The sequence below is a fragment of the Sphingobium xenophagum genome (assembly GCF_002288285.1).
Classification (GTDB): Bacteria; Pseudomonadota; Alphaproteobacteria; order Sphingomonadales; family Sphingomonadaceae; genus Sphingobium; species Sphingobium xenophagum.
In genome coordinates this window covers 985,871-999,863 of record NZ_CP022745.1, presented here as the reverse complement: position 1 = coordinate 999,863, position 13,993 = coordinate 985,871, and the positions used below count along the sequence as shown (strand labels likewise).

Sequence of the window (13,993 nt, the reverse complement as noted above, 5' to 3'; positions counted from 1 at the left end):
CGCGCCCATGCGTAGTGCAGCGCGACACCGATCTTCCAAGGACGCGACAATGCTTATGACCGCACCGATGCTGGGCCCAAAGGATTTTGAATATCCATCGATCATGCTGTCGGGGGTGGTCGACCATGGCATGTATCTGCATTTCAAGAACTGCCTGTCGAACGCGCCGCAGCAGGGTTTGGTGGTGGTGGAAATTTCCACCCTGGGCGGCGACCCGGAAATTGCCCGGTTGATGGGCGAGGATATTCGTTTCCATTCCGACCTTTATCCTGAACGGCGGCTGGTATTTCTGGGGCGAACCGCAGTCTATTCGGCGGGGGCGACCTTCATGAGCTTTTTCGCCACCGAAAATCGCTATGTGACGCGCGGTACCCGGATCATGATCCATGAGCGGCTGATCACGAAGAATATCCAGCTGTCAGGGCCGCTTTCCACCTGCATCGCGACGTTGAAGGCGACGCTGAACGAGATTGAATCGTCGATCGCGATCCAGAATGAAGGGTTCCAGAATCTGATCCTGGGATCGGACATCAGCATGGAGGAATTGCTCCAGAAAGCGCCTGAAAACTGGTATCTGGAGGCCAATGAAGCACAGGCGCGCGGACTGATCGCCGCCGTGCTATGAAGGGCGCATGAGCCGCACGATTTCCCGCCAGCCCATCTTCCCCTGGCGTTATGGCATGTTCCTGGCGCTGCTGGTGACGGCAGCGCCGCTTGGTCTTTGGCTACGCTGGCATGAAGCGGTGATGGCGGGTTTCGACATCGCCGCGCTGGCTTTCATGGTGTCGGTCGTGCCGCTGATCCGTGCCGATCCCGCCGCCATCCGGCGCAAGGCGCAGGCGAATGACGCCAATCGGGAGTTAATGCTGTTGCTGACCGGGATCGTCAGCCTGGTCATATTGGTCGCGGTCGGCGTGGCCGTGAGCCAGCATGGCGGGCCCAAGGCGTGGGTGGTCGCGTTGCTGCTGGCCACATTGCTGGTCGCCTGGCTATTTTCCAACCTCATTTACGCGATGCATTACGCGCATATCTTCTATCGGGCGGACAAGGGCGGCGGCGACTGCGCCGGGCTGGATTTTCCGGACACGAAGGAGCCGGGCTATTGGGATTTTCTCTATTTCGCTTTCACGCTGGGCATGACGTTCCAGACGTCCGACATATCCATCACTGACAGCGGCGTGCGGCGCACCGTATTGTTTCAGTGCCTTGCCGCCTTCCTGTTCAACCTTGGCATATTGGCCTTTACCATCAACGTGCTGGGCGGCTGAGCGAAATCAAATCCGGCCCATCAGGCGGCAGTGTCGATCGGGCCGCGTCGCCCCTGCGACTGGCTTTGCTTGGCGGAGCGGGGCGTCGAATCGTCCAGTCCCATATGCCGTACCGTCCTCCACCATTCGGGCAATATCGGCTTGAGCACCGAAAGGCTGCCGCTGCGGGGCGCGGCGTACCAATCGTCGCCGACACGCTGGAAACGCCAGACCGGATCGCAGTTGAGCGGCACACGCTCAAACACTGGTTGGCCATTGGCGCTGCCAAGGGCCGGGACTTCCTTCAACTGGGCAGGGACGTTGCGCACGCTGCCATCGGGAAATCGCACCGCAATCGTCATCTCCTGTCTCCATTGTCGAAGCTTAGGTTGAGATAACGCACTGAGATAAAAAGGGTTCATGGCCTTGCTACAGGTTAAGATGATTCCTGTCGGTTGTCGCGGGCCATGCCTTTCACCGCTTGCTTACCCTTTTGCGCTAGAGCAGCGACCATGCGCGATTCCGTCGATCCCTGCCCCAAATCCGCCGTCAGCCACGGCGTGGGCATCGCTGGCCTTGTCGGCCTTGGCCTCTGGACGCTGGTAGCGCGCCATTACGGCATGGACGGTCCCAATGCCGGGCTGGCCGCGGTCGTCGCCTGCGGCCTGCCAATGGTGCTGTGGTCGCTGATGGTGGACAAGGTGCATCGCAACGCATCGACCGGCATCGACTGGCGTGGCCCGGCGCGTCCCGTGCGCGACGTGCTGGACATTAGCATCGTCAAGATTGCGGGATTGTGGGCGACCTGGCTCGCTATTGCGATCTTCTATTGCATCGCGCGCTGGTACTGGAACGGCAACTACCGATTTTCGATGGACCTGTTCACCGCTGCAGCGCCCTGGCTGCTCGCTTTGTCCATCCCCTACATCATCTGGATCGACCGGCGGTTGGTGCACCCCAAGGACGCCAGTTACAGTTTTGGCCAATGGGTGATCGGCGGCGCGGCGGGCGCGCCCGACATGCGCCAGGTCGCCCACCATGCCCGCGCCTGGACGGTGAAGGGCTTTTTCCTGGCTTTCATGGTCTCCATCGTGCCCGGCAATTTCGCCAATGTCGTGGACTGGCGGATCGAGGAGGCCTTCGCCAATCCCGTGGCGATGGCCGGTTTCCTGATTGCGGTCATGTTCATGATCGACGTGTGCCTTGCCACGGTCGGCTATATTCTGACCTTCAAGCCGCTGGATTCGCATATCCGCACCGCCAACCCCTATCTGGCGGGCTGGGTCGCGGCGTTGATCTGCTATCCGCCGTTCGTGCTGATGGGGGGCGGGGGACCGCTTGATTATCATGCGGGCGGAGCGGAATGGGATTATTGGACGCAAGGGTCGGGCGTGCTGCAATGGGCGCTGGGTGGATGGCTGGTGCTGCTGACCGGCATCTATGCCTGGGCGACGGTGGCGTTCGGCCTGCGCTTTTCCAACCTGACCCATCGCGGCATCCTGACGCACGGTCCCTATCGCTGGACCCGGCATCCGGCCTATCTGGCGAAAAATCTGTTCTGGTGGTTTTCGGCGCTGCCTTTTCTGAGCGTGTCCGGGTCCATGACCGACATAGTGCGCAATTGCGCGATGCTGGCGCTCACCAATGCGGTCTATTATTGGCGCGCCCGGACGGAAGAACAGCATCTGTCCGCCGACCCCGATTATCGCGCCTATAGCGACTGGATGGAGCGCAACGCGCCGGTGCCGCGCTTCTTCGCGTGGGTGACGGGACGCAAGCGCCCCGCCGCCGCGGTGATTCAGGCAGCCGAATAAGCCGCCCGCATCGCGCGATCAGAAGCTTTCTTCCGCATAGATTTTGCTGACGTCGCCGCCCCATTCGCCATGATAGCGGTCCAGCAGCCGTTCAGCGTGGGTCTTGCCGGACGACACGACCTCTTCCAGATCGGACAGATAGCCGGTTTCATTGTCGCCTGCCGTATTGAGACGGGCGCGGGCGGCGAGGCCTGAACGCGCAATGTCGAGCGCGGGACGGGCGATGTCGCGCAGCGTGCGGCCCTTGCCGACCGGCGCATCAAGGCCGAGGCGCGGCACGGAATCGCGCAATATCTGGCGATCTTCCATGCTCCAGTCCTTGACCAGATCCCAGGCGGCATCGAGCGCGCCCTGATCATAGAGCAGGCCGACCCAGAGCGCGGGCAAGGCGCAGATGCGGCCCCAGGGTCCGCCATCGGCGCCGCGCATTTCAAGGAAGCTTTTGAGCCGCACTTCGGGAAAGGCGGTGGAAAGATGATCCTCCCAATCCTTCTCCGTGGGCTTTTCGCCCGGCAGGGCCGACAGTTCGCCGTTCAGGAAATCGCGGAACGACAGGCCCGAAGCGTCGATATATTTGCCGTCGCGATAGACGAAATACATCGGCACATCGAGCGCATAGTCGGCATAGCGTTCATAGCCAAAGCCGTCTTCGAACACGAAGGGCAACATGCCGGTGCGGCGCGGATCGGTGTCCGACCAGATATGGCTGCGGTAGGAGAGGAAGCCGTTGGGCTTGCCTTCGGTAAAGGGCGAATTGGCGAACAGCGCGGTGCCGAGCGGTTGCAGGGCGAGGGAGACGCGGAACTTCTTGGCCATGTCCGCTTCGCTGCCATAGTCCAGATTGGTCTGGATGGTGCAGGTGCGCAGCATCATGTCCAGCCCCATGGAGCCGACGCGCGGCATGTGCCGCAGCATGATTTCATACCGGCCCTTGGGCATGATCGGCAGGTCTGCGCGCGTCTTGTCTGGCCACATGCCTAGGCCCAGAAAGCCCAGGCCCAGCATGTCGCCGACATATTTCACCTGTTCCAGATGGCGGCCGGTTTCGGCGCAGGTCTGGTGAATATTGTCGAGCGGCGCGCCGGACAGTTCGAGCTGCCCGGCCGGTTCCAGGCTGATCGTGCCGTCGGCGCCGGACAGGGCGATGATATTCTCGCCCTCGAACACCGGGTTCCAGCCATAACGGGTCAGGCCGATCAGCAGCGTATGAATGCCGCCCTTTTCCTCATAGGAAGGGGCGTGATGATCCTTGCGGTTATAGACGAATTTCTCGTGCTCCGTGCCGATGCGCCAGCGATCCTTGGGCTTTTCGCCCTTTGCAAAGGCCGCGATCAACTGGTCGCGGCTTTCGATGACGGGATCTTCACCCGCTGAGTCGGTTCTGGTGCTCATGCCCCGCCCTTAATGCTTCCCCTCGGCCGGTCAAACAGCGACTGGCGTTGATCAGATAGGGCCTGTCTATAAACGGTTCAATCCAATAGCGAAATGAAACTTAGTGCCAGTCCCCGTTCAGCGTCATCCACGCTGCCGTTGCGGCGATGGCAGCGGTTTCGGCGCGCAGGATGCGGGGACCAAGCGAAACCGCCACGGCGCGCGGGTGGGCGCGGATCGCTTCGCGTTCGGCAGGATCGAATCCGCCCTCCGGCCCGATCAGGAAAGCGGCGGGACCGGGGTGGGCGGCAAAGGCTGCGGCCAGCGGTGCGCCGCCGGTTTCATCGGCAAAGAACAGGTGACGGTCCTGCGGCCAGTCGCGCAGCAACGCATCGAGCTTCACCATCGTGGCAAGATCCGGCAGGCTGGTACGGCCGCATTGTTCGGCGGCCTCGACCAGATGGGAGTGCAAACGATCCAGATTGAGCTTGTCCACTACGGCGCGGCGAGTGAGGACCGGCTGGAGCTTGGCCACGCCCAGTTCGCACGCCTTTTCAGCGATCAAATCTATCCGGCCCTTCTTGATCGGGGCGCAGCAGAGCCAGAAATCCGGGACGGATTCGGGCGCTTTGGTCTGGCTGATACATTCAAGGATCAGGTCGCGCTTGCGGATGTCGCGGGCGCGGGCGGCCCATTCGCCCGACCGGCCGTCGAACAGCAGGACGATGTCGTCGGGCTTCACCCGCATGACGCTGATCAGATAATGGGCCGGATTGCCATCGACAGGCACCGACACGCCATCCCCCAACTGGGTTTCGACATGCAGACGCGGCGCGCTTTGTGGCGGCCAGGCGGGAGTTGCGGTCATGATGCGCTTTCCGTTCGACGAAACTTGCCCGGAGGCTATGGGAGTCTTTAGAGAAGAACGGGGCGTCGACAAGTCGGCCCGAATGGAGTGCGTCAGTTGAGCCAGACCATCGTTCCCGACAGCCAGGCGCGTGGGCTGCTGGCGCGGCTGCCGGACACCCCGCGCGCGCTGGTGCAGATGGCGCGGTTCGACCGGCCCATCGGCTGGTGGCTGCTCTTCTGGCCGGGGGCCTGGGCGGTGGCGCTGGCGGGGGGCGGCTTTGCGCGCTGGCCGCTGATACTCTGGCTGTTGGCGGGGAGCATCGCGATGCGCGGCGCTGGCTGCGTATTCAACGATATCGTCGATCGCGATCTCGACCGCAAAGTGGCGCGCACGGCCGCGCGCCCGCTGGCGAGCGGCACGATGACGCTGCGCACGGCCTGGCTGTGGCTGGTTGCGCTATGTCTGGTCGGGCTGATCGTGCTGCTGCAATTGCGCCTCTATGCCCAGGTCGTTGCGCTGGCGTCGCTGGCGCTGGTCGCGGCCTATCCCTTCATGAAACGGATCACCGGCTGGCCGCAAGTCTGGCTTGGCCTCGTCTTTTCATGGGCGGCGCTGGTCGGGTGGAGCGAGGTGATGGGCGCGCTGACGCTGCCGGGAATTTCACTCTATGCCGGAACCATTTTCTGGGTTGTGGGCTATGACACGATCTACGCGCTGCAGGACCGGGAGGACGACGCGCTGATCGGCATTGGTTCCAGCGCCCTATCCATGGGGCGGCACGTCCGGCTGGGCGTGGCGCTCTGTTATCTGTGTGCGCTCGGCCTGTGGAGCGGGGCGATCTGGCAGGTGCGGCCCCAGATGCTGGCGCTGGCCGCATTGCTGCCGGTGGCGGGGCATCTGCTGCGGCAGGTCGCCACCCTGCGCGAAGATGGTCTCGATCCACTCGTCAAATTCCGATCCAACCGCTTTGCCGGACTGCTGATGTTTCTGGGATGCCTAGTGGTCGGCAGCGCATGAGCGCGCCAATTGCCGGCCCCGTCGCCGGAGAGGATTGCTGGCAGATCGCACGGGCGACGCGCGCCAGCACGATTATCGACGCCGATGCCTATTTCCGCCATGCCCGCACGGCGATGCTCAAGGCGAAACGGCGGATCATGCTGATCGGCTGGGATTTCGACGCCGCGATCAGCCTGGTGCGCGAGGATGAGGTCCATGATGGCGCGCCGGTGGTGATCGGCGATTTCATCAGTTGGCTGGTGGACCGTACGCCGGATCTGGAAATCTTCCTGCTGCGTTGGGATGTCGGCGCGATGAAGTCGATGGTGCGGCCGACCAACCTGTTCACGACGCTCAAATGGATGGCCCATCCGCGCGTGACGGTGAAGCTGGACAGTCATCATCCGCCCGCGGCCTCCCACCATCAGAAGATCGTGGTGATTGACGATTGTTTCGCCTTTTGCGGCGGCATCGACATGACTGGCGACCGATGGGACACGCGCCATCATCGCGATGAAGAACCGGGTCGGCTGCATCCCGATGGGTCGCCCTATGGCCCCTGGCACGATGCGACCACGGCGCTGACCGGACCTGTCGCCGCGGCGCTCGGGGAACATGCCCGCAATCGCTGGGTCGGGGCGGGCGGCGATGCGCTGGCTCCGGTCGAGGGGGTGGAAGATTGCTGGCCCGACCATCTGCCGGTGCAATTCACCGATGTCGATGTCGCCATTTCCCGCTCCGCGCCCAAAATGGACGATCAGGAGGAACTGATCGAGATCGAGCGGCTCTATTGCCACCAGATCGCTGCGGCGCAGCGTTGCATCTATGCCGAAAGCCAATATTTCGCGTCGCGCCGCATTGCCGAAGCGATCGCCAAACGTCTGGACGAAGCGGACGGGCCGGACATCGTCATCATCAATCCGACCCAGGCCGATGGCTGGCTGGAGCAGCAGGCGATGGATTCGGCGCGGGCGCGTCTGTTCGAGGCTTTGAAGGCGCGCGACGTCCATGGGCGGCTGCGCATCTATCATCCCTTCACGACGCGCGGCGTTCCCATCTATGTCCATGCCAAGATCCTGATCGTCGATGACCGGCTGATCCGGGTCGGTTCATCCAACATGAACAACCGCTCGATGCGGCTGGACACCGAATGCGACGTGACGATCGATACCGCGCTGCCCGCCAATGCTGGCTGGCAGGACAGGATCAGGGCGATCCGCGACGATCTGATCGCCGAGCATCTCGACCTGCCGGTGGAGCGGGTGGCGCGCGTCGTCGCGCAGCGCGGGCTGGTCGCGGGGATAGAGGAAATGCGCCAGAAGCCTGGCCGGACGCTGCGTCCCTATGAGACGCCAGATTTGAATGACGTACAGGCCTGGCTGGCCGACCATGAGGTGCTGGACCCCGAAGGGCCGGACGAAATGTTCGAGCCGATCAGCGAACGTGGCCTCTTCCGGCGAATGAAGGGCTGGTTAGGGCGGGCTAAGGATTAAAGGCCGAGCGCCTTGCGGAGTTCGGCGTTGATCCGGCTTTGCCAGCCCGGCCCGGTGGCGCGGAAACCGTCCAGTACGGCAGCGTCGAGGCGAAGGGTTACCTGTTGTTTGGGGGCGTCCGATTTGGGGCGGCCGGGACGGGTCAGCGTGCCAGTGGCGGGGCGGATAACCCTATCGCCGATGCGAAATTCCGCCCGGTCAAATATCTCCTCCGTCCATTCGGGAATGTCATCATCATCCCAATCTGCGGGCAAAGGCTTTCTGCTCTCGGTCATTGCATTTCCTCATGGAGATGACCCGGATTCCACCATCAACCGGCGTCCAGACCACCGTAATGAGCCTGTCGTTCATCAGGCCATAAGTCTGAAAACGCGGCTCAACATAGTCATATCTATCGTCCTCCACCGTGTAGGACGGACCGTCAAAAACCTGCGCGGCATCAGCGAAATCCAATCCCCGTTCCTGTAGGGTTTTCAATCGCTTTGCCGGATCGAAGCTCAATTCCATTTTCATGCCCCTAGAACGTAGTTACGCGACGCGCTCCAGGGTGGACAAAAACGCTTTGCCATTTTGCATAACTACAGAAATTCGTCAAGAATTTTTGTAACTACAAAAATCACTCGGCCGCCAGCAAGGCTTCGGCGCTCTGGAGGTTGACCGAAACGAGGCGGCTGACGCCGCGTTCGACCATGGTGACGCCGAACAGGCGGTGCATCCGCGCCATGCTGACGGCATTGTGGGTGACGATGAGGTAGCGGGTCTGGGTCTGGGCGACCATGGCGTCGAGCAGGTCGCAGAAGCGCTCGACATTGGCGTCGTCCAGCGGTGCGTCGACTTCGTCGAGCACGCAGATCGGCGCGGGATTGGTAAGGAACAGGCCGAAGATCAGCGCCACGGCGGTCAACGCCTGTTCCCCGCCCGACAGCAGGGTGAGCGCAGCCAGCTTCTTGCCCGGTGGCTGGGCCATGATCTCAAGCCCCGATTCCAGCGGATCGTCACTGTCGATCAGTTCCAGATGCGCCTGACCGCCATTGAACAGGGTGGTGAAGAGGCGCCGGAAGTGGGCGTCGACCGCCTCGAACGCGGCGAGCAGGCGCTGGCGGCCTTCGCGGTTGAGGCTGCCGATCGAGCCGCGCAGGCGATGGATCGCCTGGGTCAGTTCCTCGCTTTCGGCGCGGCTGCTGGCCTGCACCTGCTCCAGTTCCTCCAGTTCCAGCGCCGCGACGAGATTGACCGGGCCAATCCGCTCGCGATCGGCCGTGAAGCGGTCATGGTCGGCCTGTTCGGTCTGGGCGAGGCGGATGTCGGCGCTGGCAAAGCCCAGCTTTTCGGGCAAGAGCGGGGGTGGGCATTCGAAACGTTCGCCCGACAGCCGGTTGGTTTCGATCCGCCGTTCATCCGCGGATTCGGCGCGGGCCGTGGCGGTGGCGCGCGCTTCGCGGGCAGCGGCGAATAATTCGCCAGCCTGTGCGGATCGCTGCTCGGCCTGGCGCAAGGCAGCTTCGGCGTCCTGCTCGGCATGGCGGGCAGCATCGGCGGCAGCGGTCAGCGTCGCGCCCTGATCGTCCAGCGCGGCGATGGCCTGCGCCAGCGCGTCGGGCTGGCCCGCGATGGTGGCGCGTTCGGTGGCTATCTCGTCGCCACGTGCGACCATGGCGGCGATGCGTTTGGCCGCTTCGCCCGCGCGGGCGCGCCAGCCCTTGATCTCCGCATCGGCGGCGGCTTGCCGTTCGCGGTCGCTCGACAGGGCACGGTCGGCCAGGGCCTGATCGGCCTGTAGCTGGCTGACGATGGCGCGCGCCTTTTCGCTCGCCTGCGCCAGCGTGGCGACCAGAGTGCGCGTGTGCGCGCCGTCGGGCATGGCGGCGCGGGCCGATTGCGCGCTGTCATGATCGGCGCGGGCGGCATCGGCGTCGCGCCGCGCCTCGGCCAATCGCTCCTCAATCCCTTCGCGCCGCCCGGCCAGCCGTTCCAGCGCAGTGGTCGCCTCGTCAGCGCTGCGCAGCGCGATCCGCAAGCCCTGATCGGCCTGGGCAAGCTGGGTGCGGCCGCTGGCGAGCGATTCGCTGGCACTTTGTTCGCGCGCCTTGGCCTGCTGCTGGTCGGTGCTGGCGGCATCGACCTGCGCCTGGACGGCGGGGCGGTTCGCGGCGATCGCCTCCAGCCGGTTGAGCCGGATCAGTCGTTCCGCCGCCGCAGCCCCGCCTTCCATCGCCACATAGCCGTCCCAGCGGCGCAACTGGCCATCACGGGTGACAAGGCGCTGGCCCACGGCAAGGGGCTGGCCCTCATCCCTGTCGGAGACCGCAATCTGGGCCAGACGGCGGGCGAGTTCGGGCGGGGCGGTGACATGGGCGGCGAGTGGCGCGCAGCCGTCGGGCAGTTTGGGGTCGCTTATCAGCGACGGCGCGCCGGCCCAGCGGCGCTTGCCGTCGGGGGCGATCGGCGCTTCCAGATCGTCGCCCAGCGCAGCAGCCAAAGCGCGTTCATAGCCTGGCGCGGCCTTGAGTTGATCGAGCGCACGGGTACGACCGCCGGGACCGCTATCTACCGCGCGTTTGAGCGCAGCCGCTTCGCTGTCGAGCGCGGCGAGTGCGGCGCGCGCGGCGGAGAGCGCGCCTTCGGCAGAGGCACGTTGCTCGCTTGCCGACTGGCGCGCGGCTTCGGCGGCATGGATCGCGGCTTCTGCGGCATCGCGGGCGACGTTGGCCTGTTCCTGCGCAGCGATGGCGGCGGCGCGCTGCGCTTCCAGCGGTGCGGGGTCGGGCAGGGCGGCGGCTTCGCCGCTCAAGCGCTGAACCTCGCGTTCCGCGCGCTCCAGCCGGTTGCGCGCGGCCACCAGCGCCGCTTCGGCGACGCGCAGTTCGGCCTGCTCGCCTGCCTGCTTTGCCATCGCCTTGGCCAGATCCAGTTCGGCGTCGCGGGCGCTGTCCTCGGCGCTGGCGATGCGGCTGGCGAAATCGGGGCGCAGCTTTTCGGTTTCGGCGATGCGCGCCTTCAACCTCGCGATTTCGGCGGTAAGGCGCGCGATGGCGTCAGCGGCGTCATTGGCGAGCGTGCCTTCGCGCGCGCGATCCTCGTCCAGCCGGGCGGCCTGCTGGGCCAGATCATGCAGCCGCCGGACCACGCCGTCGCGCTCGGTGCGCAGCGTGGCGAGGCGATGGCCAGCCTCACTGGCGTCATCGCGCGCGCGTTGGGCGGCGGCGCGACGCTCGGCCAGCGCGGCCAGCGCGGCTTGGGCATGCGCGGCGGCAGCGAGTTGCGCGTCCTGCGCGGCGGCGACGGCGGCCTCAGCCTCTTTCGCCTGCGCGCGGGCGGTTTCGGCGCTGGCATGGGCCTCACGCCAGCGAGCGAAAAGGGCGCGCGCTTCGGCGACCCTGATCTGATCGGACAGGCGGATATAGCGTTCGGCGGCGCGGGCCTGACGACGCAGGGCATTGGCGCGCGCGTCCATGTCGAGCAATATTTCGGCGAGCCGGGCAAGATTGGTTTCGGCCGCGCGCAGTTTCTGCTCGGCGTCCTTGCGTCGGACATGCAGGCCCGCAATCCCGGCCGCTTCCTCCAGCATGGCGCGCCGCTCCTGGGGCCGGGCGGCGATGACGGCGGCGATTCGGCCCTGGCTGACCAGCGCCGGGCTGTGCGGGCCGGTGGCGGCGTCGGCAAAGATCAGCGACACATCCTTGGCGCGCACGTCGCGGCCATTGGCGCGATAGGCGCTGCCTGCGCCGCGCTCGATCCGCCGGGTGACCTCCAGTTCGCCGTCCGGGCCTATATCGACGGCGGAAAAAAGCTCACCCTGTTCCTGCACCGTCAGCAGCGAGACTTCGGCAAAATCGCGCTGGGGCCGGGTGGCGGTGCCTGCGAAGATCACATCCTCCATGCCGCCGCCGCGCATGGATTTGGCGCTGGATTCGCCCATGACCCAGCGTATGGCTTCCAGCAGGTTGGACTTGCCGCAGCCATTGGGGCCGACAATGCCGGTCAGGCCGGGTTCAATGCGCAATTCGGTCGCATCGACGAAGCTTTTGAAGCCGGAAAGCTTGAGCCGCTTTATCTGCATTGCTGTTGTCTGCGCCAAGGCCGCAATGCGGCGCAGAACAAGGCCGCGCAGGGGAGGCGTGCGGCCGCCCCCGCCTTCATGCGCTCAGGCGCTGATGTCCGCCCCCCGACGCGCAATCAGATGCCTGCTTCCTTGAGCTTGGGCTGAAGCGTCGCCCAGTTGGCGACATTGTCGACCAGCACGCCGTTGATCAGGAAGCTGGGCGTGCCCGTGATCTGATACTGGCTGTTGGCTGTTTCGACGCCCTTGGCCAGCTTTTCGGCTGCCCCGGTATCGGCCAGACATTGTTTCGCCTGATCTTCGGCAATGCCGCGCTGCTTGGCGAAATCGATCAGGCCCAGCGCACCGGCCAGCCGGCCGAAACGCTGTGCCGGCGGGGCGCTCATCAACGCCTGATAGGGCTGGTCGCCCAGAGCCTGCGCCTTTTCGAACATCGCGTTCTGGTTCGCGAAAAACTGTTCGGACAGGGGATAGAAGATGTCCTTGCCGCCGCAACGGGCAAGCAGCGCGGTCGAAATGTCGATCGGGTCGCGGACATAGGTGCGGAATTCAAAGCTCATCTTGCCGGTGTCGACTAGCTTCTTGATCTCCTCCGACGCTTCGACGGAAAAGTCGCGGCAATGGCTGCAAGTGTAGGAGCCATATTCGACCAGCTTCAGCTTGGCCGCCGGATTGCCCATGACGAAATAGCCCTCTGGCGTCGCCGCGATGGTTTCCGACCAGCTGGTGCCCGCTGGCGGCGCGACGGCGGCAATGGCTTCGCCCTTGGGCGCGGCGCCCTCTTCGCTCTTGCCGCAGGCGGCAAGGGTGAGGGACAGGGCGATAAGGACGACACCGGACAAGGCTTTCACGACGGGCAAGACTCCGATTATGGGCGGGTTGACGGCTTTATTAGATCAGCGGGCGACGGGGGGCAATGCAGCCTGGAGCTTGCCCCAGTCCGATCCGGCGACCAGCGCGCCGTTGATGGTGAAGCCGGGCGTGCCGTTGATCTTCACCTTGTTCCATGCCTCGTCGGTCATCGCCATGACCTGCTTCATCGCCATGGGGCTGGCGATGCAGGCATTCAACTGGGCGGGCGTGTAGCCGCGCTTGGCCATCAGCGTGTAGAGGCCTGTTTTCTGGCCGATGTCGCGTAGCGCCGCAATCTGTTCGGTCGGCTTCACCGCGTCCCGATCATAGGCAAGCAGCTGTTCCATCCACGCATCCTGATTGGCGAACAGCGCTTCATGATTGCCCATGAAGCGCGCCGGGCCGCCGCAGCGGGCAAGCAGCGCGGCGGTCAGGTCATATTTGTCGCGCACGGCGTTGCGCACTTCGACGCTGACCTTGCCGCTTTTGACATAATCGGCCTTGAGCGGGGCGCTCGCTTCGCCGACGAAATGGGCGCAATGGCTACAGGTGTAACTGACATATTCTACCAGCTTTGTAGGCGCGGCGGGATTGCCCATGGCATGGCCGCCGATCGCCGAGACGGTGACGCGGTCGACCCAGTTGGCGGCGGGCGCGGCCAGGACGGCGACGGGGAGGGCGAGAAGGGCGAGGGAAAGCAGCTTTTTCATGAGCCAAGTCCAGTTAATGACTGGTGCTGAACGCCAGCCGAACGATTATCCGATTTTGGGCAGGCCGCTGCTGTTGGCAAGTCCCTGCGCCAGCGATTCCAGCACCGTGCGCAATTCCGGGTCGCCAATGTCGCGCAGCGAATCGCCCAGTTCGACCGGAATGGGCTTGAGATTGCGGGGCGGCGGGCGGCGCTCGGCGGGACTGGGCATGATTTCGCCCTGCCGCATCGCCACTTTCGCCACGGCGGCATAGCCGAAAAAGCGGTTCACCCGTTCGATGATGTCCGGCACCATGTGCTGGACCATCGGCGCATGGCCGCTCATGACCGTGAGTTGCAGCGTGCCGCCAGCCTTTTGCCCGACCGGGAAGCGGATCGATTCGGGTGCGGAAATGCTGGCATAATGGCTGCCGACGATTTCCGACCAGCGGGTGACGATGCTCGACTGGACGAAGCCGAACTTGCGGAAGGCGGCGCGGCCAATGTCGGGCATCAGATCGGCGATTCGCCGCGATCCGCCGACGCGCGGCCGCTCCGCCGCAGGAATGGCGCGACTTTTCACTTTGGGTGTCGGGGGGCGTTCCGTCATGGGCCGCACCAT

14 protein-coding genes are annotated in these 13,993 nt (G+C 64.6%); 5 read left to right on the top strand and 9 right to left on the bottom strand.

Going from position 1 to position 13,993, the window contains the following annotated elements; all coding sequences use genetic code 11:
• Positions 1 to 49: 49 nt before the first annotated feature.
• Together CJD35_RS04900 and CJD35_RS04895 are read left to right on the top strand one after the other, a co-directional pair.
• Positions 50 to 625, top strand: a complete 576-nt coding sequence (locus CJD35_RS04900; protein WP_026002350.1) for a peptidase S14 — start codon at positions 50 to 52, stop codon at positions 623 to 625.
• Positions 626 to 632: 7 nt separating this feature from the next.
• On the top strand, positions 633 to 1,268 hold the full coding sequence (locus CJD35_RS04895) for a DUF1345 domain-containing protein (protein ID WP_017182933.1): 636 nt from the start codon (positions 633 to 635) through the stop codon (positions 1,266 to 1,268).
• A 20-nt stretch (positions 1,269 to 1,288) separates the two neighbouring features.
• On the opposite strand, the gene CJD35_RS04890 is transcribed toward CJD35_RS04895, so the two are convergent.
• Positions 1,289 to 1,609: a hypothetical protein gene (locus CJD35_RS04890; RefSeq protein WP_017182934.1), complete on the bottom strand. Its 321-nt coding sequence runs from the start codon at positions 1,607 to 1,609 to the stop codon at positions 1,289 to 1,291.
• Positions 1,610 to 1,759: 150 nt separating this feature from the next.
• Here CJD35_RS04890 and CJD35_RS04885 point away from each other — a divergent pair, with 150 nt between their 5' ends.
• Positions 1,760 to 3,061, top strand: coding sequence for a methyltransferase family protein (locus CJD35_RS04885; RefSeq protein ID WP_017182935.1), 1,302 nt, complete (start codon positions 1,760 to 1,762; stop codon positions 3,059 to 3,061).
• 18 nt (positions 3,062 to 3,079) lie between these two features.
• Here the strand turns inward: CJD35_RS04885 and CJD35_RS04880 are convergent, their stop codons facing one another.
• Together CJD35_RS04880 and CJD35_RS04875 are read right to left on the bottom strand one after the other, a co-directional pair.
• Positions 3,080 to 4,453: a glutamate--cysteine ligase gene (locus CJD35_RS04880; protein WP_017182936.1), complete on the bottom strand. Its 1,374-nt coding sequence runs from the start codon at positions 4,451 to 4,453 to the stop codon at positions 3,080 to 3,082.
• A gap of 100 nt (positions 4,454 to 4,553) precedes the next feature.
• Positions 4,554 to 5,300, bottom strand: coding sequence for a 16S rRNA (uracil(1498)-N(3))-methyltransferase (locus tag CJD35_RS04875; RefSeq protein ID WP_017182937.1), 747 nt, complete (start codon positions 5,298 to 5,300; stop codon positions 4,554 to 4,556).
• 96 nt (positions 5,301 to 5,396) lie between these two features.
• Between CJD35_RS04875 and ubiA the strand changes: the two genes are divergently transcribed.
• Both ubiA and CJD35_RS04865 read left to right on the top strand, forming a co-directional pair.
• On the top strand, positions 5,397 to 6,299 hold the full coding sequence (gene ubiA / locus CJD35_RS04870; RefSeq protein WP_017182938.1) for a 4-hydroxybenzoate octaprenyltransferase: 903 nt from the start codon (positions 5,397 to 5,399) through the stop codon (positions 6,297 to 6,299).
• Positions 6,296 to 7,771: a phospholipase D-like domain-containing protein gene (locus CJD35_RS04865; protein ID WP_017182939.1), complete on the top strand. Its 1,476-nt coding sequence runs from the start codon at positions 6,296 to 6,298 to the stop codon at positions 7,769 to 7,771. Before ubiA ends, CJD35_RS04865 begins: the two co-directional genes overlap by 4 nt.
• On the opposite strand, the gene CJD35_RS04860 is transcribed toward CJD35_RS04865, so the two are convergent.
• The 6 genes from CJD35_RS04860 to CJD35_RS04835 form a co-directional block, all read right to left on the bottom strand.
• A complete protein-coding gene (locus tag CJD35_RS04860; RefSeq protein WP_017182940.1) occupies positions 7,768 to 8,025 on the bottom strand; it encodes a BrnA antitoxin family protein in 258 nt (85 codons plus the stop codon). The two genes, CJD35_RS04865 and CJD35_RS04860, sit on opposite strands and share 4 nt — an antisense overlap.
• Positions 8,006 to 8,278 (bottom strand): BrnT family toxin, encoded by a 273-nt coding sequence (locus CJD35_RS04855; protein WP_017182941.1) that lies wholly within the window; start codon positions 8,276 to 8,278, stop codon positions 8,006 to 8,008. The genes CJD35_RS04860 and CJD35_RS04855 overlap by 20 nt, the downstream gene beginning before the upstream one ends.
• Positions 8,279 to 8,387: 109 nt before the next feature.
• The gene (locus tag CJD35_RS04850; protein ID WP_017182942.1) at positions 8,388 to 11,831 is read right to left on the bottom strand and encodes a chromosome segregation SMC family protein; all 3,444 of its coding nucleotides are present in this window, start codon (positions 11,829 to 11,831) and stop codon (positions 8,388 to 8,390) included.
• Between the two features lie 116 nt (positions 11,832 to 11,947).
• Positions 11,948 to 12,682, bottom strand: a complete 735-nt coding sequence (locus CJD35_RS04845) for a thioredoxin domain-containing protein (protein ID WP_026002353.1) — start codon at positions 12,680 to 12,682, stop codon at positions 11,948 to 11,950.
• A gap of 45 nt (positions 12,683 to 12,727) precedes the next feature.
• Positions 12,728 to 13,393: a thioredoxin domain-containing protein gene (locus tag CJD35_RS04840; RefSeq protein WP_017182944.1), complete on the bottom strand. Its 666-nt coding sequence runs from the start codon at positions 13,391 to 13,393 to the stop codon at positions 12,728 to 12,730.
• Positions 13,394 to 13,438: 45 nt separating this feature from the next.
• Positions 13,439 to 13,981, bottom strand: coding sequence for a DUF721 domain-containing protein (locus CJD35_RS04835; RefSeq protein WP_026002354.1), 543 nt, complete (start codon positions 13,979 to 13,981; stop codon positions 13,439 to 13,441).
• Between the last annotated feature and the right edge of the window lie 12 nt (positions 13,982 to 13,993).

Coding starts and splice junctions, on each gene's coding strand:
- CJD35_RS04900 (WP_026002350.1), top strand. CDS start 50: ATGCTTATGACCGCACCGATGCTGGGCCCAAAGGATTTTGAATATCCA.
- CJD35_RS04855 (WP_017182941.1), bottom strand. CDS start 8,278: ATGGAATTGAGCTTCGATCCGGCAAAGCGATTGAAAACCCTACAGGAA.
- CJD35_RS04890 (WP_017182934.1), bottom strand. CDS start 1,609: ATGACGATTGCGGTGCGATTTCCCGATGGCAGCGTGCGCAACGTCCCT.
- CJD35_RS04840 (WP_017182944.1), bottom strand. CDS start 13,393: ATGAAAAAGCTGCTTTCCCTCGCCCTTCTCGCCCTCCCCGTCGCCGTC.
- CJD35_RS04895 (WP_017182933.1), top strand. CDS start 633: ATGAGCCGCACGATTTCCCGCCAGCCCATCTTCCCCTGGCGTTATGGC.
- CJD35_RS04880 (WP_017182936.1), bottom strand. CDS start 4,453: ATGAGCACCAGAACCGACTCAGCGGGTGAAGATCCCGTCATCGAAAGC.
- CJD35_RS04875 (WP_017182937.1), bottom strand. CDS start 5,300: ATGACCGCAACTCCCGCCTGGCCGCCACAAAGCGCGCCGCGTCTGCAT.
- CJD35_RS04850 (WP_017182942.1), bottom strand. CDS start 11,831: ATGCAGATAAAGCGGCTCAAGCTTTCCGGCTTCAAAAGCTTCGTCGAT.
- CJD35_RS04835 (WP_026002354.1), bottom strand. CDS start 13,981: ATGACGGAACGCCCCCCGACACCCAAAGTGAAAAGTCGCGCCATTCCT.
- CJD35_RS04885 (WP_017182935.1), top strand. CDS start 1,760: ATGCGCGATTCCGTCGATCCCTGCCCCAAATCCGCCGTCAGCCACGGC.
- CJD35_RS04865 (WP_017182939.1), top strand. CDS start 6,296: ATGAGCGCGCCAATTGCCGGCCCCGTCGCCGGAGAGGATTGCTGGCAG.